Annotated in this window: 17 protein-coding genes; 15 read left to right on the forward strand and 2 right to left on the reverse strand. The window is 71.9% G+C overall.

What is annotated here, in order from left to right:
- The first annotated feature begins 66 nt into the window (after nucleotides 1-66).
- The 7 genes from KDY119_RS05765 (at nucleotide 67) to KDY119_RS05795 (ending at nucleotide 8,990) form a co-directional block, all read left to right on the forward strand.
- Nucleotides 67-1,749, forward strand: coding sequence for an ABC transporter substrate-binding protein (locus KDY119_RS05765; RefSeq protein ID WP_036951915.1), 1,683 nt, complete (start codon nucleotides 67-69; stop codon nucleotides 1,747-1,749).
- 100 nt (nucleotides 1,750-1,849) lie between these two features.
- Nucleotides 1,850-2,827, forward strand: coding sequence for an ABC transporter permease (locus tag KDY119_RS05770; RefSeq protein ID WP_036951912.1), 978 nt, complete (start codon nucleotides 1,850-1,852; stop codon nucleotides 2,825-2,827).
- 14 nt (nucleotides 2,828-2,841) lie between these two features.
- Nucleotides 2,842-3,876, forward strand: a complete 1,035-nt coding sequence (locus tag KDY119_RS05775) for an ABC transporter permease (RefSeq protein ID WP_083890939.1) — start codon at nucleotides 2,842-2,844, stop codon at nucleotides 3,874-3,876.
- Nucleotides 3,873-4,805 carry an ABC transporter ATP-binding protein gene (locus tag KDY119_RS05780; RefSeq protein ID WP_036951909.1) on the forward strand — a complete coding sequence of 311 codons (933 nt, stop codon included), beginning with the start codon at nucleotides 3,873-3,875 and terminating at the stop codon, nucleotides 4,803-4,805. Before KDY119_RS05775 ends, KDY119_RS05780 begins: the two co-directional genes overlap by 4 nt.
- Nucleotides 4,802-5,884 (forward strand): ATP-binding cassette domain-containing protein, encoded by a 1,083-nt coding sequence (locus KDY119_RS05785; protein ID WP_036951906.1) that lies wholly within the window; start codon nucleotides 4,802-4,804, stop codon nucleotides 5,882-5,884. Before KDY119_RS05780 ends, KDY119_RS05785 begins: the two co-directional genes overlap by 4 nt.
- Entirely contained in the window at nucleotides 5,881-7,413 is a 1,533-nt protein-coding gene (locus KDY119_RS05790; protein WP_051136693.1) for a glycoside hydrolase family 32 protein, read from the forward strand. The genes KDY119_RS05785 and KDY119_RS05790 overlap by 4 nt, the downstream gene beginning before the upstream one ends.
- A 140-nt stretch (nucleotides 7,414-7,553) precedes the next feature.
- Nucleotides 7,554-8,990, forward strand: coding sequence for a glycoside hydrolase family 32 protein (locus tag KDY119_RS05795; protein WP_036952820.1), 1,437 nt, complete (start codon nucleotides 7,554-7,556; stop codon nucleotides 8,988-8,990).
- Between the two features lie 74 nt (nucleotides 8,991-9,064).
- Here KDY119_RS05795 and KDY119_RS05800 read toward each other — a convergent pair whose 3' ends face one another.
- Entirely contained in the window at nucleotides 9,065-9,919 is an 855-nt protein-coding gene (locus tag KDY119_RS05800) for an SDR family NAD(P)-dependent oxidoreductase (RefSeq protein WP_036951903.1), read from the reverse strand.
- A gap of 126 nt (nucleotides 9,920-10,045) precedes the next feature.
- Nucleotides 10,046-11,065: a LacI family DNA-binding transcriptional regulator gene (locus KDY119_RS05805; protein WP_036951899.1), complete on the reverse strand. Its 1,020-nt coding sequence runs from the start codon at nucleotides 11,063-11,065 to the stop codon at nucleotides 10,046-10,048.
- A gap of 99 nt (nucleotides 11,066-11,164) precedes the next feature.
- Here KDY119_RS05805 and KDY119_RS05810 point away from each other — a divergent pair, with 99 nt between their 5' ends.
- From KDY119_RS05810 to KDY119_RS05845, 8 genes are all read left to right on the forward strand, one after another.
- Nucleotides 11,165-12,508, forward strand: a complete 1,344-nt coding sequence (locus KDY119_RS05810) for an ABC transporter substrate-binding protein (protein ID WP_153022050.1) — start codon at nucleotides 11,165-11,167, stop codon at nucleotides 12,506-12,508.
- The gene (locus tag KDY119_RS05815) at nucleotides 12,505-13,470 is read left to right on the forward strand and encodes a carbohydrate ABC transporter permease (protein WP_153022051.1); all 966 of its coding nucleotides are present in this window, start codon (nucleotides 12,505-12,507) and stop codon (nucleotides 13,468-13,470) included. The genes KDY119_RS05810 and KDY119_RS05815 overlap by 4 nt, the downstream gene beginning before the upstream one ends.
- A gap of 3 nt (nucleotides 13,471-13,473) precedes the next feature.
- Nucleotides 13,474-14,298, forward strand: coding sequence for a carbohydrate ABC transporter permease (locus KDY119_RS05820; protein ID WP_036951886.1), 825 nt, complete (start codon nucleotides 13,474-13,476; stop codon nucleotides 14,296-14,298).
- A complete protein-coding gene (locus KDY119_RS05825; RefSeq protein WP_153022052.1) occupies nucleotides 14,295-15,950 on the forward strand; it encodes a glycoside hydrolase family 13 protein in 1,656 nt (551 codons plus the stop codon). Before KDY119_RS05820 ends, KDY119_RS05825 begins: the two co-directional genes overlap by 4 nt.
- 110 nt (nucleotides 15,951-16,060) lie before the next feature.
- On the forward strand, nucleotides 16,061-17,704 hold the full coding sequence (locus KDY119_RS05830) for a glycoside hydrolase family 13 protein (protein ID WP_036951881.1): 1,644 nt from the start codon (nucleotides 16,061-16,063) through the stop codon (nucleotides 17,702-17,704).
- Nucleotides 17,688-18,650, forward strand: a complete 963-nt coding sequence (locus KDY119_RS05835) for a glycoside hydrolase family protein (protein ID WP_153022053.1) — start codon at nucleotides 17,688-17,690, stop codon at nucleotides 18,648-18,650. The genes KDY119_RS05830 and KDY119_RS05835 overlap by 17 nt, the downstream gene beginning before the upstream one ends.
- Nucleotides 18,651-18,695: 45 nt before the next feature.
- Nucleotides 18,696-20,159 (forward strand): NAD(P)H-quinone dehydrogenase, encoded by a 1,464-nt coding sequence (locus tag KDY119_RS05840; RefSeq protein ID WP_153022054.1) that lies wholly within the window; start codon nucleotides 18,696-18,698, stop codon nucleotides 20,157-20,159.
- A 52-nt stretch (nucleotides 20,160-20,211) separates the two neighbouring features.
- Nucleotides 20,212-20,703 (forward strand): hypothetical protein, encoded by a 492-nt coding sequence (locus tag KDY119_RS05845; RefSeq protein WP_153022055.1) that lies wholly within the window; start codon nucleotides 20,212-20,214, stop codon nucleotides 20,701-20,703.
- The last annotated feature ends 7 nt before the right edge of the window (nucleotides 20,704-20,710 follow it).

The raw sequence follows: 20,710 nt of genomic DNA on the forward strand, positions 1-20,710 counted from the left end.
GCGAATCTCCCGACGAGCTCCACCCCCACTTCGCTTCAGCGTGGAAGAGAGGAAGAGAAAACGATCATGTCACGCTTCACACTCAGGTCTCGCCTCGGAGGTGTCGCGGCGCTCGCCGTGGCGGCGTCCTTGGCGCTCAGCGGATGCACCTCCTCCGGCGGCCAGTCGGCGGCCGGCGGCGGTGCCTCCGCCAACGGCAAGCAACTCCTGACCATACCCCGTGAGGACATGGGGACGTTCACGCGGAACTTCAACCCGTTCTCCCCGAACGTCGCTCCGATGACGCAGCAGGCGATCTACGAGTCGCTGCTCGTCTACAACCCCGCCAAGGGCAATACCGTGCCGTGGCTGGGCACCAAGTGGACGCCGGCCGCCGACGGCAAGAGCATCACGTTCACGCTGCGCGACGGCGTCACCTGGTCCGACGGCGAGCCCTTCACGGCCGCCGACGTGGTGTACACCTTCGAGCTCCAGAAGAAGCTCCTGGGCGGCTACGACTACCTCGCGAAGGTCGTGGCGAAGGACGACCACACCGTCGTCTTCCAGTTCAACCGCGCGTTCTCACCGGGCCTGTACGAGGTTGGCCAGCAGATCATCGTCCCGAAGCACGTCTGGGAGAAGATCTCCGACCCATCCAAGGACACCAACCCCGACCCCGTCGGCACCGGCCCGTACACCCAGGTCGCTAACTTCAGCAGCCAGTCGTACGACCTCCTCAAGAACCCGCACTACTGGCAGCCGGCCAAGCAGAAGATCACCGGCATCCGGATGCTCGCGTTCGCCGGCAACGACGGTGCGAACCTGGCCGCCGTCAACGGCGACGTGGACTGGGCGCCCCAGTACATGCCGAACATCCAGCAGACGTACGTCGCCAAGGATCCCGAGCACCGGCACTACTGGTTCCCTCCGACCGGGTCGGACATCAACTGGCAGCTCAACACGACCAAGGCTCCGTTCGACGACGTCGACGTCCGCAAGGCGCTCAGCATGGCGATCGACCGGGGAGCCATCACGAAGATCGGCATGTCCGGCTACACCTCGCCGGCCGACTGCACCGGGCTGTCGGGCAACTACGACACCTGGCGCGACGCGGACGTGGTCGCCACGTGCGACTGGACGAAGCGTGACGTGAGCGCGGCCAACGCGCTGCTCGACAAGGCCGGCTACGCGAAGGGCTCGGACGGCAAGCGCACGCTCAAGGACGGCAAGCCGTTCACGTTCAAGATCTCGGTGGGCTCGACGTCGTCGGACTGGCTGTCGGTCGCGAACATCATCGCGCAGAACCTCGCCGACGTCGGGATCACCGCCAAGGTCGACGCGCCCGACTGGTCCGCTGTCACGTCGAGCTACGAGCAGGGCACCTTCGACACCGGGATCGTCTGGGCCAACAACGCCCCGACGCCGTACCAGCTCTACCGCGGTCTCATGTCAACGACGACCGTCAAGCCGGTCGGCATCCAGACGACCGACAACTACCACCGGTTCGGCGACAAGGCGGCGGACACGCTCCTCGACCAGTTCGCCTCCACCGGTGACGCCACGACGCAGCACACGCTCGTCGACCAGCTCCAGGCGCTCTTCGCGAAGGAAGCACCGGTGATCCCGCTCTTCTCGGGACCGCAGTGGGGCGCCTACACCACCGTGCGCTTCACGGGATGGCCGACCGAGGCCGACCCGTACGCCACGCTCGACACCCGGGCGCCGACGACGGTGCTCGTCCTGACGAGCCTCACCCCCGTCACCAAGTGACCGAGCCGGCCCCAGGCCGCCGCGGCGGGGCGACGTCCTCGCCGCGGCGGTCGGCCGGCCACGACCGCCGGTCCCGCACCCGCACGAACGGAGCACCACCGTGCGTTTCATACTGAGGCGACTGGGCTTCTACCTGCTCGCATTCTGGGTGTCCATCACCCTCAACTTCCTCCTCCCGCGCGTCATGCCAGGTGACCCCGTGTCCCGGATGTTCGCGCGGTCCCAGGGCCAGATGACACCGGAGCAGGTCGACCAGCTCCGCAAGCTCTTCGGGCTCGACCACCGGCCGCTGTGGCAGCAGTACACCAGCTACGTCCACGACATGCTGACCGGCCACATGGGCATCTCGATCTCCCGGTTCCCGAGCCCCGTGTCCGAGGTCATCGCGAGCCAGATCGGCTGGACGCTGCTCCTGGGCGGCACCGCGCTCGTGATCGCCGTCGTCGTCGGGAACCTGCTCGGGATCCTCGCCGCATGGCGCCGCGGCGGCGTGCTGGACTCGGTCCTGCCGCCCCTGCTCGTCTTCATCGGCTCGTTCCCCTACTTCTGGCTCGCGATGGGCGCGCTGTACCTCTTCGGGGTCGTCCTGGGCTGGTTCCCGACGGGGCACGCATTCAGCGTCGGGCTGACGCCCGCGTGGACGTCGGAGTTCGTGTCCGACGTCGCGACCCACCTGGTGCTGCCCGCGGCCACCATCGTGCTCGTCTCGATCGGCGGCTGGATGCTCGGCATGCGGAACACCATGATCGCGACCACCTCCGAGGACTACATCGTCATGGCGGAGGCGAAGGGGCTACGACCCCACCGCATCATGTTCCGCTACGCCGCGCGCAACGCGATGCTCCCGGCGGTCACGTCGCTCGGGATGTCGCTCGGTTTCATCGTCGGCGGCGCCATGCTCACCGAGGTCGTCTTCGCCTACCCGGGGGTCGGCTACCAGCTCCTGGCCGCGGTTCAGGGCCTCGACTACCCGCTGATGCAGGGCATCTTCCTGACGATCACCGCGGCCGTGCTCCTGACGAACTTCCTCGTCGACATCGTCTATGTCCGTCTCGACCCGCGCGTGCGGGTCGCCTGAACGGAGGAAATCCCATGTCTGCCACCGATCCAGCCGTCGAGGTCCGCGAGAGCGCCGTCGTCGCGCCGGGTGCCGCCACGACGCCCGGCACGCCGGCCCAGCCGCCGCCGCGCGTCCGGACCCGGGGCCTGTTCCGGTCCCTCGGCCGCAACCGCAAGGCCGTCGTCGGCCTGGCGATCCTCGTCGTGTTCGTCGCTCTCGCGGTCCTGGCGCCGGTCGTCGCACCGGGTAAACCGTCGCTCATCACGGACGTGGCGTCGCTGCCGCCGTCCTCCTCCCACCTGCTCGGGACGACTGCGAAGGGCCAGGACGTGCTCGCCCTCACGCTCTGGGGCGCGCGCAGCTCGCTGCTCGTCGGCTTCCTCGTGGGCGTCGCGGCGTCGTTCCTCGGTGTTCTGGTCGGTCTGGCCTCCGCCTACTTCGGCCGCGCGGTGGACGACCTCCTCTCGCTGCTCACGAACGTCTTCCTGCTCATCCCCGGCCTTCCCCTGCTGGTGATCCTCGCGGCGTTCCTGCCGCCCGGCACCGCGACCATCGTCGTCGTGCTCGTGATCACGGGTTGGGCGGGCTCGGCGCGTGTGCTGCGGTCGCAGGCCCTGTCGATCCGGGGCAAGGACTTCGTGGCGGCGTCCGTCGTGACGGGCGAGCGATCGGGCTTCATCATGTTCCGCGAGATCCTCCCGAACATGGCGTCGATCGTCATGACGACGTTCCTCGGCTGCGTGATCTTCGGCATCGGGTCCCAGGCCGGCCTCGAGTTCCTCGGGCTGGGAGACGTCAGCACCGTGAGCTGGGGTACCAACCTGTACTGGGCGAGCAACGACGGCGCCCTGCTGACGGGCGACTGGTGGGCGTTCGTGCCCTCCGGCCTGTGCATCGCGCTCGTCGCGTTCGCGCTGGCGCTCCTCAACTACGCCGTCGACGAGATCACGAACCCGCGTCTGCGCTCGCCGCGTGGCCGCCGCGACCGAGCCGCCGCCGCGCGCGGCCGGACGACCGACGAGAGCCCGACGACGCCGACCGTCGTCGCCGTGGAGGGAGCACGATGAGCACCGACCACACCGCCGACGTCCCCGTGCTCGAGGTGGAGGGGCTCACGGTCGAGTACGTGGGCGCCCACCGCTCGGTCGTCGCCGTGAAGGACGTGAGCTTCCGGATCGGCGCGGGGGAGGTCTTCGGCCTGGCGGGAGAGTCCGGCTGCGGCAAGTCGACCGTCGCGAACGCGCTGATGCGCCTGCTCCGGGACCCCGCGGTGATCACCGCGGGGACGATCCGTTACCGCGGTCGGGACGTGCTCGCGATGCGCCCCGAGGAGCTGCGTGCCTTTCGCTGGAAGGAGGTGGCGATGGTGTTCCAGTCCGCGATGAGCTCGCTCAACCCCGTCATGACCGTCGGCGACCAGATGGCCGACATCTTCACGACCCACGAGGGCCTACGTCGCGGCGAGGCCCGGCGCCGGGCCGCGGAGCTCCTCGAGCTCGTGAAGATCGACCCGTCGCGTCTCCGTGCCTATCCCCACCAGCTCTCCGGCGGGATGCGCCAGCGTGTCGTCATCGCCATGGCGGTCGCGCTCCGGCCGGGCCTGCTCATCATGGACGAGCCGACCACGGCGCTCGACGTCGTGGTGCAGCAGGAGATCATGGCGCAGATCGGCGAGCTGCAGCGCGAGCTCGGGTTCTCGATCCTGTTCATCACGCACGACATGTCGCTGATGATCGAGATCTCGCACCGGATGGCCGTGATGTACGGCGGACGACTCGTTGAGACCGCTCCGTCGCGCGAGCTGTTCGCCCACCCCGAGCACCCGTACACCCACGCGCTCATCAACGCGTTCCCGCCGCTGACGGGCCCCCGCCGGGAGCTGACCGCCCTGGCCGAGGAGCTCCGCCTCGGCCCGATCCCCGACCTCGAGGACCGGGGGAGCGGCCACTGGGTCGCGCCGACCGTCCTCGCCACCACGCCAGGAGGTGGCGCATGACCACCGAGACCGTTCCCTCGCCCGTCGCACGGGCGCAGGCGTCGCCCGTCATCAGCCTGCGGGGCCTGACGAAGGACTTTCCGCTGGGCGGGCTGTTCGCCCGCCGCAGCGTGCGGGCACTCGACGGTGTCGCCCTCGACGTGCGCCGCGGCGAGATCATGGCCCTCGTCGGCGAGTCCGGGAGCGGGAAGTCGACGATCGTGCGCTGTCTCGCACGGCTCGAGAAGCCGACCGCCGGATCGATGGTCGTCGACGGCGAGGACGTGCTCAAGACCCAGCCCCGGCACGCCACGCGCGCCTACCGGGGGACGGTCCAGATGGTCTTCCAGGACCCGTTCGGCTCGCTCAACCCGGTCCATCCCGTGTCGCACTTCCTGGAGCGCGCGCTCCGGCTGCACGGGGTGACGCGCGGGCAGGAGGAGACGCGGGCGGCGCTCGACGAGCTCATGACCACGGTGGGCCTGTCGCCCGAGCTGCTCTCGTCCTACCCGCACGAGCTGTCGGGCGGGCAGCGGCAGCGCGTCGCGATCGCGCGCGCGCTCGCGGTCGAGCCCAAGGTCGTGCTGGCCGACGAGCCGACCTCCATGCTCGACGTCTCGGTGCGTGTCGGGATCCTCAACCTCATGCGTCGTCTGCGCGACCAGCGGGGACTCACGATCCTGTTCATCACGCACGACCTCGCGTCGGCTCGCTACGTGGCCGACCGGACCACCGTGATGTTCGCCGGCGAGCTCGTGGAGTCGGGCGAGTCGCTCGACCTCATGGCCCGACCGTCCCACCCGTACACCCGGCTGCTGCTCTCGGCGGTCCCGGAGCCGAACCGCTCGACCGGGTACGACCCGGTCGAGCGGGCGCGGCTGCGCAGCGCCGTGCTCGAGTCGTCCACCTGTCCCTTCGACGGCGACCCCGACAGCCCGTGCTCCGAGACCGAGCCCGTCCGCCACGTCGTCGACGCGGTGACGGACCACTGGGTCCGGTGCCACCGGTACCGGCCCTCGCTCGAGGTCGCCCGCAGGGCGCTCGCCACCGACATCGCGCGTGGGACCGACGCGCCCGACCAGGATCGAGGATCCCGATGACCGAGACCGCGACGACCCGGATCACCGAACGCCCCGCGTCGGTGCGGGCCGACACGGACCCGCACCGCCCGCGCTTCCACTTCGTGCCGCCGTCGGGCTGGCTCAACGACCCGAACGGCCTGACGCAGCGCGACGGCGTCTATCACCTCTTCTACCAGCACAACCCGGAGGCTGCGGTGCACCACCGCATCAGCTGGGGCCACGCGACGAGCCGCGACCTGGTGCACTGGCAGGACGAGCCGGTCGCGCTCGTCCCGGGCGACTCCGGCCCGGACGTCGACGGGTGCTGGTCGGGCGTCCTCGTCGACGACGGCGGCGTCCCGACCATCGTCTACTCGGGCCGGCACGGCGAACGGGAGCTGCCCTGCGTGGCCACCGGCTCGGACGACCTGCGGGCCTGGACGAAGGACCCGAGGAACCCTGTCGTCGCTGCGCCCCCAGCGGGGCTGGACCTCGTAGCGTTCCGCGACCACAGCGTCTGGCGCGAGGGCGGGAGGTGGCGGCAGCTGATCGGCTCGGGGATCCGTGGCCGAGGCGGGACTGCCCTCCTGTACGAGTCGGTGGACCTGCGCAGCTGGGACTACGTCGGGCCTCTCCTCGTGGGGACGGGTGCGACCGACGACCGCTCACGCCCCGACTGGACCGGGACGATGTGGGAGTGCGTCGAGCTGTTCGGGCTGCAGGGCGGGTCCGGTGCCCGGGACGTCCTGGTGTTCTCGGCCTGGGACGAGGGGCAGACGCACCACGCGCTCTACTTCACCGGCGAGTACGTCGGTGACACCTTCGTGCCGGACGGCACCCACCGGCTCGACCTCGGTGGACGCTACTTCTACGCCCCTCAGTCGTTCACCGACGACGCCGGCCGACGGGTCATGTTCGGCTGGCTGCAGGAGGGGCGTCCGGACGCGGCTGCCGTCGCGGCCGGATGGTCGGGTGTCATGTCGCTGCCCCGGGTCGTCACCCTGGCCGAGGACGGTGGACTCAGGCTCGCCCCCGCCCCGGAGATCGCCGACCTGCGCCGCGACCGGGTGACGCTGACAGGGCGGGAGATGCTCGCAGGAGAGCCCGCGGCGCTCGCGAGCGGCGACCAGCTCGACGTCGAGCTGCTGATCGCCCTGGAGCCGGGTGCCAGCGCTCGGCTCGTGCTCCGCGCGACTCCCGACGCCAGCGAGGAGACGGTGCTCGAGATCGCCCGGGAAACGCGAGGACGTGGGGACGCGCGGGTCCGGATCAGGCTGGACCGCAGCCGGAGCAGCCTCGATCCCGCGGCGGACCGGGGCGAGCTGACGGGGGATGCGCCGGCTCGCGCCGACGGTCTCGTGCACCTGCGTCTGCTCGTCGATCGTTCAGCGCTTGAGCTCTTCGTCAACGGCCAGGCGCTCACGGCGAGGGTGTACCCCACGCGCGCCGACGCCGTGGCCGTGCGGCTCGCGGCCACGGGTGGGCGCGTCCGGATCGAGGACGGCGCCGCCTGGCGCATGGAGGACGCGTGGCAGGCCGGTGCGCCGGACGAGGGGGCGAGCCGATGAGCGGCGCTGAGCCCACTCGCCGTGGGGTGCTCCTCGGTCTGGGAGGCGTCGCCATGGCCGCCGCCGGCCCGTTCCACGACCCCTCGGCCGCCGCCACAGCCCAGAACCGCAGGCCAGGGCACCCGCACCAGGAGCCGCACGTGACCCAGACGTACCGTCCCGCGTATCACCTCAGCGTCCCGGACAACTGGAAGAACGACCCCCAGCGTCCGATCTACCTCGACGGCGAGTACCTGTACTACTACCTGTACAACGCCGACTACCTCAACGGGGGCGGCGGCACGGCGTGGCGACTGGCGACCACGAAGGACCACGTCGCGTTCACCGATCACGGGGTCGCGATCCCGAAGTTCTCGAACGGCAACGGCGACTGCTGGTCCGGATCCGTCGTCGTCGACACTCGCGGCACTGCGGGGTACGGGCGCGGGACCGTGATCGCGCTCGTCACGCAGGCGCCCGACGGCCGTCAGGCACAGTACCTGTGGTATTCGACCGACAAGGGGCGCACGTTCCGTGCGGGCGGGACCGACCCGGTGCTCGCCAACCCGGGCGTGGCCGACTTCCGCGACCCCAAGGTGATCTGGGACGACGAGCGCGCGCACTGGGTGATGGCGAACGCCGAGGGGCAGCGGATCGGCTTCTACGTCTCCGAGGATCTCCGCACCTGGAACGAGGTGGGGGAGTTCCGGTGCGACGACCTCGGGGTCCTGGAGTGCCCCGACCTCTTCCGCATGCGGGCAGAAGACGGCACCTGGCGATGGGTCCTCGGTATGAGCGCGAACGGCAAGGCGCGCGGCCTGCCGGCCACGTACGCGTACTGGACTGGTGCCTTCGACGGCGCCGCCTTCGCTGCCGACTCCGGCGAGCCGCAGTGGCTGGACCACGGCTTCGACTTCTACGGCGCGGTGACCTACGCCCACCACGATGCGCACGGCGCCGAGGACCCGACGCTGCGTCACGCGCTGGGCTGGGCCAACTTCTGGGACTATCCGGACAACGCGCCGTCCATGGTGACGGACGGCTACAACGGCGACGACATGATCGTCCGCGACGTGCGTCTGAAGCACCGCGGCGGCGCGTACCGGCTCGTGTCCTCACCGACGTCTGCGCTGCGTGACCACGTCCGCCGCACCCGTAGCCTCGGAGACGTCCACGTGGACGGTGTCCTCGATCTGGACGTCTCCGCGCGGTCGTACGAGCTGACGTGCGAGCTCGTGTGGGATCCGGCCGCGCCTCCGACCAACATCGGGATGGAGCTGTGCCGTGCGCCACGCGGTGGCCGCCACGTCGCCGTCGGCGCCTTCCTCGAGGGCGGCTACGCCTACGTCAACAGGCGTCCCACATTCAGCCCTACCGGTGGCGAGTCGCAGACGTTGATCGACTCGGCCTCAGGCCGGCTGCAGGTCCGGGTGTTGGTCGACCACGCGAGCGTTGAACTGTTCGTGGGCGAGGGCGAGGCGGTCCACTCCCACCGCGTGTTCCCCCTCGCGACGGACGACCGGATCCGGCTGTTCACGAGCGACGGCGAGGCGACCTTCGCAGAGCTCAGGATCGCGGAGCTGGCTGTTCGCACGTGAGGAGCCGACCGGCAGAGCGACCGCCGGCACCCCGCCGGCGGGGCGCTGCCCGTCCGCGGTCGTACCGGCTCCGGTCACGCCGTGACGTTGGCGCTGTCGCCGCCGGTGGCGGCGAAGCTCGTCCCGCTGACCATGCGAGCCTCCTCGGACGCGAGGAACACCACGAGCGGTGCGACGTCCTCCGGCTCGATCCATGGGATGCCGAGCGGCAGCTTCTTGCGCTGCGCGTCCGCGGCCGTCCGCTCGTCCTCGGTGTCGTCGCCCGTGGGGTCGTTGCCCCCGGTGCGGATGATCTGCGCGTAGCGGTCCTCGTGCCGGGTCAGCGCGGTGTCGATCAGGCCGGGGACCAGGGCGTTGACCGTGATGCCGTACCGGCCGAGCTCGAGGGCGGCGGACTTCATCAGCCCGATCAGCCCCCACTTCGAGGCCGAGTAGCCGCTTCCGTCGAGGGTGCCGTGCTGGCCCTGGGTGGAGGAGGTGATGATGATGCGCCCGCCACCGCGCTCGACCAACAGGGGTGCGGCGACGCGCAGCACGTTCGCCGTGCCGGTGAGGTTGATGTCGATCTGGTCGTGCCAGAGCGCGTCGCTCATCTCCAGCAGCGGAGCGAATCCTTGCACGCCCGCGTTCGCGAAGACCACGTCCACGCCGCCGAAGCGTTCGACGACCTGTGCGAAGCCGGCACGCACGGCCGCCTTGTCCCGCTGGTCGAAGACGACCGGCAGCCACTGCCCGCCGGCCTCGTGGACGAGCTCACCCGTGCGGTCGAGGTCCTCACGGGTGGCGGGCTCGTAGTCCATCGCGGCGCTCGCGAGCCCTGCGATGTCGGCGCCGGCGACCCGGTAGCCTGCCCGCGCGAACGCGACAGCCGTCGCACGCCCGATCCCTCGTGCCGCTCCCGTCACCACGGCCACCCGACCGTCGCTCATCTCGCACTTCCTCTCTGGGCGTTCGTCGCCGCCCTGCCTTGCCGCTCGCGAGGGTGGTCCTCGCCGTCTCCTTGGAGGACCGCCCGGGTGCGGTGCTACGGATCCGCAACAGCCGTGGCCTGCCGGTCAGGTGTGCCGAGTACTCGCGCGCACCCGCAGCTCGACGGGTGCTGTCACACCGCTCGGCAGCGCGCCCGGCCGGTCGCCGAGGGTGGAGAGCACCATCTGTCCGGCGACGGCGCCCTGGGCGGCGACGTCCTGCGCGACCGTCGTGAGGTCGAGCAGCTCGGCGAGCGGGTGGTCGTCGATGCTCACCACAGAGACGTCGTCCGGCACCCGCAGGCCCCGGTGACGCAGCGCCTGGAGGGCGCCGAAGGCGAGCTCGTCGCTGTGCACGAAGACGGCAGTCGGCGGGCCGTCGGGGTTCGCGTCGAGGATGCGGTGCATCGCGGCCGCACCGTTGGTGGGGCCCCACTCGACCTCGTGGACCAGCCGGGGGTCCGGTTCTACCCCGACCGACTTCAGTGTGTCGTCGTACGCGCGCGACCGCCCCGACACGACCGGCCAGCCCGGCTGGTCGGGGTCGAGGCCGCCGATCATGGCGATCCTGCGGTGCCCCAGGTCGACGAGGTGACGCATGGCGAGGCTCCCCGCCTCGTAGTCGTCGATGCAGACGTAGGGGTAGTCGGCGGACTGGCCACCGGCCGCGATGATGGCGGCACCGATGAGCTCGAGCCGCTGACGCTCGTCCTCGTCGACCGGGAAGGCGACCACGATGACGGCGTCGACCTTGCGCCGGGCCGGGAGCCGGGTGAGGAAGTCGCGCCGGTCGGCCTCGTCGCCGACGTGGTAGAGCAGCACGTCGAGGTCGGCGGCCGCGAGGACTCGCTCGAGACCGCCGACCATCTGCCCGAAGAACCAGCGCTCGATGTGTGGCACGACGACGGCGACCCGACGGGTCGCGCCGCTCGCCAGCCGGGTCGCGTCGGGCGAGGCGACGTAGTCGAGCTCGGTCGCCGCGGCCAGGACCTTCGCCCGCGTGGCCGTCGAGACGCCGTAGGCGTCGTTGAGGGCACGGGACGCGGTCGCCAGCGACACGCCGGCGTGCCTGGCGACGTCGGCGAGGCTGGCTGTGGGAGAGGCCATGGCCCGATGCTACGGCGAAGGGCTTGACTTCGGAAGCGCTTCCGACGATGCTCGTTTCGGAAGCGCTTCCGAAGCGCCCACCTCAGAGCGGAGGACACCATGGAGAACACTCGCCGGGCACAGCGCACGTGGCGCGCGCTCGCCGTCGCCGGGACCGCGGCCGCAGCGCTCGCGCTCACGTCCTGCAGCGCCCCCGGGAGCGGGAGCGGCGCGAAGGACGCGGCCGCGCCCCAGAGCGCCAGCACGGACGTCGGGTCGGACCCGGTGACGCTCACGCTCTACGACGGCGCCGGGCTGAAGACCGTCGACGACGCCCTCATCGCTGCCTTCACGAAGCAGCACCCGAACGTCAAGATCGAGACGCGCTACGACCCGGACAACGTGCAGGCCGTCAACGCGCCGCGCGTCCTCGCGTCGGACGACCCGCCGGACATCGCGCGCATCGTCGCGCTGTCCGACATCGTGAAGAGCGGGCTCCTCACCGACCTGTCGCCCTGGGCCTCGGCCTACGGCTGGAGCGACCTGCCGTCGGGGCAGCTCGCGCAGTACACGGTCGACTCGAACGGGGTGCGCGGGTCGGGCACGCAGTACACGCTCGCGTCCGGGTTCACCGTCACCGGCTTGTACTACAGCACCACGCTCCTCGAGAAGCTCGGCATCGACCACGCCCCCACCACGACGAGCGAGCTCGAGGCGGACCTCGCTACCGCGAAGGCGCACAACATCACGCCGATCATGGCGGGCAACCAGACCGGCGGCGTCATGACGTCCCTCCAGTTCCTGATGAACGACGCCATGGGACGCGACGCCGTCAACGGGTGGGTGTTCGACGAGCCTGACGCGACCGTCGCGAACCCGCAGGCCGAGGCCGCCGCCACGACGATCCAGGGCTGGGCGAAGGACGGCTACTTCAACGCCGACACCAACGGCACCGACGGCACGGGAGCGCTCGGCCGCTTCGCCAAGGGCGAGGCGCTGTTCTACGCGTCCGGGAACTGGGACGCGGCAGCGCTGCAGAAGCAGATGGGCTCGGACGTCGGGTTCGTCCTGCCCCCGAGGTCGGCGGACGGCAAGACGCTCGCGATGTCCGACCCCGTCTCCAACTTCGGGATCCCGGCCAAGTCCGAGCACAAGGACGCGGCCGCGGCGTTCCTGAACTTCCTGACGACCCCCGAGGCGCGCCAGATCCTCGTCGACAACGGGTTCGCCCCGACCGGCTCGGGCACGCAGCCGACGACGAACGGCGAGCTCTCGGCCCAGGTGCAGGCCGCGTTCGCGGACCTCGTCAAGGCGGACGGCCAGGTCCAGTACGTCCAGAACGCCAGCAACGGGGCGTCTGCCACCTGGAACGCCCAGGTGCAGCTCCTCGTCGCCGGCAAGACGACCCCGGCGGCCATGATGAAGGCCGTCCAGGCGCAGTACGTGCAGGACCTGGGACGATGACGACCGTCGGTCCGGTCCCCGCGGCGCAGCCCGTCGGGCGCGTCGCGGGGACCCGCCCGCAGGGTGCGAGCACACCCGCCCCACGGCGACGCCGCCGGCAGCGCGGGTGGGTCGTCGGGTGGCTCTTCGCGCTCCCGGCGCTCCTGTTCTACGCCGTGTTCGTGCTCCGACCGCTCGTCTCCGCGGTCCAGTACTCGTTCTACGACTGGAACGGCATCGACCTGGCCCGCTTCGTGGGCATGGCGAACTACACGAAGGTCCTGACCGACCCCCAGCTGCTCTCGTCGATCTGGCACGCCTTCTTCCTGATCATCTTCTTCACCGTGCTGCCGGTCGTCGGGGGCCTGCTGATGGCGGCCCTGATCCGCGAGCTGCGGTCGAAGGGGTTCGGGACGCTCGCGCGGACGGTCCTGTTCTTGCCGCAGATCATCCCGGGCGCCGCCGCGGCGATCGCGTGGGTGTGGATGTACTCGACCGACGGGACGGTCAACCAGGTCCTGTCCGCCATCGGGCTCGACGGCGTCACCCGGGCCTGGCTCGGCGACTTCACCTGGGCGCTGCCCGCCGTCGGGCTCATCGGCACCTGGATCAACCTCGGGTTCTGCACGATCCTCCTGCTGTCCGGGATCGGGAAGATCGACGGCACGATCTACGAGGCGGCCAGGCTCGACGGCGCCGGGTTCCTGCAGACCTTCCGGGCCGTCACCGTCCCGGGCCTCAAGCAGGAGATCGGGGTCTGCGTGACGATGTCGGTCATCTCCGCCCTCGCGAGCTTCGACATCGTGTTCATGTCGACCCAGGGAGGACCGGGCTACTCCACGATGGTGCCCGGCGTCCTCGTGTACCAGCTCGGCTTCACGCAGTCGCAGGTCGGGCTGGCGTCCGCGCTCGCGCTGCTGCTCACCCTGCTCATCCTGCTGGTGGTGCTCCCGCTCCAGCGTGCGTTCCGGTCGGAGGACTGACCGATGAAGACCTCGATGAAGGAACGCGTCCCGGGGATCGCGCTGCTCCTCGCAGCGATGGTGTTCTCGATCGTGCCGCTCGTGAGCATGCTCTCGGCAGCGCTACAGCCGCAGGGCACCACGCCCACCGGGATCTCGTGGCCCAGCCACCCCCACTGGCACAACTTCGTCGACGCGTGGCAGGTCGCCGACATCACCCCGCTCCTCGTCTCGAGCCTGATCCTCGTGGCCGGCGTCGTACCCTTCGCGGCGCTCTTCGCGACCATGGCCGGCTATGCGCTCGGCGCGCTGAAGATCCCCGGCGGAGTCGTCTTCTTCGTGCTCCTGCTGCTCGGCCTGACGCTCCCGCGCGAGGCCACGATCGTCCCGATCTACTACCAGATCCGGGACATGGGTCTCCTCAACACCCGCCTCGGCCTGATCCTGGTGCTCATCGGGTCGTTCATGCCGTTCGCCGTCTACTGGATGCGGGCGCACTTCCTGTCCATGCCCAAGGAGCTGTCCGAGGCGTCGTCGCTCGACGGCGCGGGGCCCTGGCAGTCCTTCGTGCGGATCCAGGTGCCGCTCGCCGTACCCGCGATCGCGTCGATGTGCCTGCTGCTGTTCCTGTGGACCTGGAACACGTTCCTCCAGGCGATCGTGCTGATCGACGACCCGAGCAAGCGGACCATGGCGGGTGCGCTGCAGAACTTCGTCGGCCTGCACTCGACCGACGTCGTCCTGCTCAACGCCGGGTCGCTGCTCATCATGGCGCCGACGATCGTCGTGTTCCTGGTCTTCCAACGGCACTTCGTCAAGGCCCTCATCTCCGGGGCGGTCAAGGGATGACGCGCGCACGCGACGAGCGCGACTGGTGGCGCCACGCCGTCGTCTACCAGGTCTACCCGCGCAGCTTCGCCGACTCCGACGGCGACGGGATCGGTGACCTGCGCGGCATCACCTCGCGGGTCCCGTACCTCGCGGCCCTGGGCGTCGACGCCGTCTGGCTGAGCCCGTTCTACCCGTCGGCGCTCGCGGACGGCGGGTACGACGTCGACGACCCGCGCGCCGTCGACCCACGGCTGGGCACGCTCGACGACTTCGACGAGCTCGTCGCGGCGCTGACGGACGCCGGGATCAGGGCCGTCGTCGACATCGTGCCGAACCACACGTCGGACCGGCACGCCTGGTTCCGCGAGGCGCTCGACGGCGGTCCCGGGCACCCGGCCCGCGCGCGCTACCACTTCCGCGACGGTCGCGGGCCGGACGGCGACCTGCCCCCCGCGGACTGGCGGTCGGGCTTCGGCGGACTCATGTGGACGCGGGTCCCGGACGGCCAGTGGTACCTGCACGTCCACGCGGCCGAGCAGCCCGACCTCGACTGGGACCACCCCGAGGTGCGCGCCGACTTCGAGCGGACCCTGCGGTTCTGGGCTGACCGCGGCGTCGCGGGGTTCCGGATCGACGTCGCGCACCTGCTCGCCAAGGCGCTGCCCGAGGACCTGCCGGGCGAGGCGGAGCTGGAGCGCCTGGCCCCGGGGGAGCACCCGTTCGTCGACCGCGACGAGGTGCACGAGATCTACACCGGCTGGCGAAAGGTCTTCGACGAGTACGACCCCCCGCGGACCGCGGTGGCCGAGGCGTGGGTCGAGCCGCACCGGCGGACGCGCTACGCCGACCCCGCCGGCCTCGGGCAGGCCTTCAACTTCGACCTCCTGCGGGCCGACTGGGACGCGGCGGAGTTCCGGGCCGTGATCGAGCGGAACCTCGCACTGGCCCGGCTCACCGATGCGAGCTCGACGTGGGTCCTGTCCAACCACGACGTCGTCCGGCACGCCACCCGCTACGGCCTGCCGCAGGGGACGTCCGAACGCCCCCAGGACGGTCGGGACTGGCTCCTGTCGCGGGGCACGACGCCGTCCCTGGACCGGGCGCGCGGGCTCCGGCGCGCCCGGGCGGCGACCCTGCTGCTGCTCGCCCTGCCGGGGTCCACGTACCTCTACCAGGGCGAGGAGCTGGGCCTCCACGAGGTGCCGGACCTGCCCGACGAGGTTCGCCAGGACCCGACCTTCCGTCGCACCGCAGGCACCGACCCCGGGCGGGACGGGTGCCGCGTGCCCCTCCCGTGGCGGACGAGCGGACCGTCCCTCGGTTTCGGCCCGGGCACGGCGCACCTGCCTCAGCCCGCGTGGTTCGCGCAGAGCTCGGTCGAGGTGGAGCAGCAGGACCCCGCGTCCACGCTCTCGCTGTACCGCAGCGCGCTGGCGGCCCGGCGCTCGTTCCCGGCGTCCGACGAGGTGGTCTGGCACGTCGCCGGCCCCGGCGTGCTCCACCTCGAGCGCGCAGGCCTGCACTGCGTCACCGCGTTCGACCGCGCCGCCTGGCTGCCGGCCGGCCGGGTGGTCCTCGCCAGCGAGGACCTGCAGGGCGCGCGCACCCTCCCGCCCGACACGACCGCCTGGATCGACGCCCGCCCCCGACGAAGCGAGGACACCCTGTGACACCCGGCACCACCCTGCAAGCCTCGCGAGGCGCCGAAAGGCACGGCGGGACGTCGGAGCACCCGGCGGCTCGCCCCGCCCCACGACGACGGCCGTGGTGGGCCGACGCCGTGGTCTACGAGATCTATCCCCGGAGCTTCGCGGGCACGACCCGCTCGGGCGAAGGCGACCTCGCCGGGGTCCGGGCGCGGTTGCCGTACCTCGAGAGCCTCGGGGTCGACGCCGTCTGGCTGACCCCGTGGTACCCCTCGCCGATGGCCGACGGCGGCTACGACGTCGCGGACTACCGGGACATCGACCCCCGCTTCGGCACGCTCGCCGACGCGGAGACGCTCGTCGCCGACGCGCACGCGCGCGGGATCCGCGTGATCGTGGACCTCGTCGCGAACCACACCTCGGACCGGCACCCCTGGTTCCGTACTGCCCTGGCCGCGCCCGTCGGCTCGCCCGAGCGGGCCCGCTACCACTTCCGCGACGGGCGGGGCGCGGGAGGCGACGAGCCGCCGAACGACTGGATCAGCGGTTTCGGTCAGTCGGCGTGGACACGGGTGGTCGAGCCGGACGGACGCCCGGGACAGTGGTACCTCCACACGTTCGCCCCCCAGCAGCCCGACCTGAACTGGGACGACCCGGACGTCGTCGCCGAGTTCGACGACGTGCTGCGGTTCTGGCTCGACCGCGGGGTGGACGGCGTCCGCGTGGACGCCGTCCCCGCGATGGCCAAGGTTCCCGGGCTCCCCGACGCCGGCTACGACCCGGCCGCGGGCTTCCAGAGCGGGTCCTGGGTCGACGTGCCCCACTGGGACACCGACGCCGTGCACGACATCCTCCGGCGCTGGCGCACCGTCGGCGACGAGTACGACGGAGACCGGCTGTTCGTGGCCGAGGCCGTGGTCTCCAGCCCCGAGCGCCTCGCCCGCTACGTCCGGCCCGACGAGCTCCACAGCGCGTTCGTCTTCGACGTCGTCCGCGCGGGCTGGGACGCCGCTCGCCTGCGCGAGGCCGTGGACACGACGCTCGAGAGCCTCGGTGGGGTCGGAGCGGTGCCGAGCTGGATGCTGTCGTCCCACGACGAGACGAGGCACGTGACGAGGCTCGGGCGGGCCGAGACCCGCCCGCAGCTTATGGCCTTCGACTCCGACCTGCCGTCCGACCTGCTGCTCGGGACCCGTCGAGCGCGCGCCGCCGTCATGCTGCTGCTCGCGCTGCCCGGCATGGTCTGCCTCTACCAGGGCGAGGAGCTCGGCCTCCCGGAGGTCACCGACCTGCCCGAGGACGCGCTCCAGGACCCCACGTGGGAGCGCTCGGGCCGGACCAGCCGCGGCCGCGACGGGTGCCGCGTGCCCCTGCCGTGGTCGGGCAGCCGCCCGCCGTACGGCTTCGCGCCCGACGGCACGCCGACCTGGCTCCCGCAGCCGGCCGGTTGGGAGCACCTGACGGTCGACGCGGAGGAACGGGACCCGGGCTCGATGCTCCGGCACTACCGGCGCCTGCTCGCGACGCGTCGTGGGCACGCCGAGCTCCGGGAAGGCGGGTTCGCGTGGGAGCCGTCGCCGGCCGGCACGCTGCACCTCGTCCGCGGCCGTAGCGTGCACTGCATGGTCAACCTCGGGAGCTCGGAGGTCCCCCTGCCTCCCGGTCTCGTGCGGGTCCTCGCATCGAGCGTGCCCCTGCCCGACGGCGTCCTCGAGCCCGACGCAGCGATCTGGTTCACGACCACCGTCGAGAACACACCCGATGCTCCTGCTGCCTGACGCCTGGACCTGGGACTGCTGGTTCGTCGACGACGGCGAACGGTGCCACGCCTTCTACCTCAAGGCGTCGCGCGCCCTGCACGACCCCGAGCTCCGGCACCTGCACGCGAGCGTCGGGCACGCCGTCTCGGACGACCTGCGCACCTGGACCGAGCTGCCCGACGCCCTCGTCCCGTCCGACGAGCACGGCGCGTTCGACGACGTCGCCACGTGGACGGGCTCCGTCGTGCGGGACCCGCAGCATGGCTGGCGTCTGTTCTACACCGGCCGCGGATCGCGGGAACCGGTCGAACGGCAGCGGATCGGTTCCGCCGTCTCCGCCGACCTCGTCACCTGGCACCGCGACCTGTCGTCCGGCCCGGTCGAGGCGGACCCGCGCTGGTACGAGACGTGGGGCTCCGCGGGCTCACCGTCGGGCTGGGGCGACGAGGCCTGGCGGGACCCCTGGGTCTTCCCTGACGCGGGTGGGCGCGGCTGGCACCTGGTCGCCACCGCGCGGTCGGTCGCGGGGGACAGGCTCGACCGCGGCGTCCTGGGCCACGCCGTGAGCGCCGACCTGCGGACCTGGACCGTGACGGAGCCCTGGACGCGGCCGGGGGAGGGCTTCGCGCAGCTCGAGGTGCCGCAGCTCGTGCAGGTCGAAGGACGCTGGGCGCTGGTCTTCAGCTGCTTGCCGCCCGAGCTCGCGGGCGCGCGGCGCGGGACCGTGCCGAGCTGTGGCATGTGGGCCGTGGCCGTCGACGGGCCGACGGGGCCCTTCGACCTCGCCGGCGCGGCGCCGCTGACCGACAGCTCGCTCTACGCGGGGCGCGTGGTCGAGGCGCGTGACGGCTCGGCCCAGCTGCTCGCGTTCGTCCAGCGCGACGACGCGGGCCGGTTCGTAGGCGGCATCTGCGACCCCCTCCCGGTCCGCTGGTCCGGCGACGTGCTCGTCGTGGGCCCATGACGGGCGGCCGGTGCGTGAGCAGGTCGCGCGCCGTCACCGGGCACAATGGTCACCGTGACTTCACAGGGACCTGACCTGCAGGCGACGCGCATCGTCATCCTCGGCGGCGGACCCGGCGGCTACGAGGCCGCCCTCGTGGCCCGCCGGCTCGGCGCCGAGGTGACCGTCGTCGAGCGGCAGGGGCTCGGCGGGTCCGCGGTCCTCACCGACGTCGTCCCGTCCAAGACGCTCATCGCGGCCGCCGAGTGGATGACGTCCACCGAGCGCGCCGCTGGCCTCGGGATCCGCTTCGGGGTCCCGGCCGCCGACGCGCGGCCCGGCGAGGCGGGCGACCTGGTCGCACCCGGGATCAGCGTCGACCTCGCCGCCGTGAACCAGCGCGTCATGGCGCTCGCGGCCGCGCAGTCCGCGGACATCCGGGCCCGGCTCGACCGCGAGGGCGTCGTGACGGTGCTCGGCGAGGGCCGGCTCGACGGCCCCCGCCGCGTCGTCGTCCGGCCGCGGGGCGGGGAAGCGGACGTCGTGCTCGAGGCCGACGCCGTGCTCGTCTCGGTCGGCGCGACGCCGCGCGAGCTGCCCGGCTCTCCCGCCGACGGCGAGCGGATCCTCACGTGGACCCAGCTCTACGGGCTCCAGGCGCTCCCCGAGAAGCTGATCGTCGTCGGCTCGGGCGTCACGGGCGCCGAGTTCGCCGGCGCCTACAACGCGCTGGGCGTGGACGTCACGCTCGTCTCGAGCCGTGACCGCGTGCTGCCCGGCGAGGACGCGGACGCCGCCGAGCTCCTCGAGGGCGTGTTCCGCTCGCGCGGCATGACCGTGCTCTCGCGTTCGCGCGCGGCCGGGGCCGAGCGCACCGCCGACGGCGTGGCCGTGAGCCTCGCGGACGGGCGCGTCGTCGAGGGCTCGCACGTCCTCGTCGCCGTCGGGGCCATCCCGGCCACGCGCGGCATCGGGCTCGAGGAGGCCGGGGTCACGCTCGCGCCGTCGGGCCACGTCGTCGTCGACAAGGTGTCCCGGACGACGGCGCGCGGCGTGTACGCGGCCGGCGACTGCACCGGCGTCCTCCCGCTCGCGTCGGTGGCCGCCATGCAGGGGCGCATCGCCATGCAGCACGTCCTGGGCGACGCGGTTCGGCCCATCCGGGTGCCCGACGTCGCCGCGAACATCTTCACGTCGCCCGAGATCGCGACCGTCGGCAAGTCCGAGGCCGCGCTCCAGGCCGCGGGGTCCAAGTACGTGACGACGACGCTGCCGCTGTCCCGCAACCCGCGCGCCAAGATGCTCGGGATGCGCGACGGCTTCGTGAAGCTCTTCGCGCACCCCGAGGCGGCGGTCGTGCTCGGGGGCGTCGTGGTCTCGCCGCGCGCGAGCGAGCTGATCTTCCCGATCACGCTCGCCGTCTCGCACCGGCTCACCGTCGACGACGTCGCCGAGGCGTTCACCGTCTACCCGTCGCTGTCCGGGTCGATCGCCGAGGTCGCGCGCATGCTCCATCACCCCGTCGACTGACCGGCGGCGCACGTCCCGGCGGACGTCCGGCCGGTGCGCGAGGATGGTCACCATGCGCATCGACCTGACGTTCGACGAGGCCCGGATCCTCGCCCTGCACGGTGAACCCCTGCCGCCCGTGCTCACCTCGCTCACGTGCGAGGACGACACGGTGTACGCGACGCTCGACCTCCGCCGGGTCCCGGACCCGCCCGCGGCGCTGCGGTTCGCGGTCGCGCTCACCCCGACGGTCCGGGCGGCGCTGCGGTACGAGGCCTACGGCTCGGGCGTCCTCGACCTCCGCGCGACGGCGACGGCCGCGGGGCTGCCGGTGCAGCGGCTCCTCGGCTTCGTCGAGGGACCGCTGCGTTCGGCGCTCGTCAAGCAGGGCCTGCCCGCCGACGCCGTCGCCGTCGTCACGGGCGACGGCGACCCGCTCGTGCGGGTCCAGGTCGCCGAGGTGCTCGCGCAGCGGGCGCCGGGGCTGCACGTCACGGCGCTGACGTTCGCGGGCGGGCGGATCGTCGTCGAGGGCGACGTGGACCCGTCGTTCCGGCTGGCCTGACCGCACC

It is taken from the genome of Luteimicrobium xylanilyticum, from assembly GCF_009429125.1.
Classification (GTDB): Bacteria; Actinomycetota; Actinomycetes; order Actinomycetales; family Cellulomonadaceae; genus Luteimicrobium; species Luteimicrobium xylanilyticum.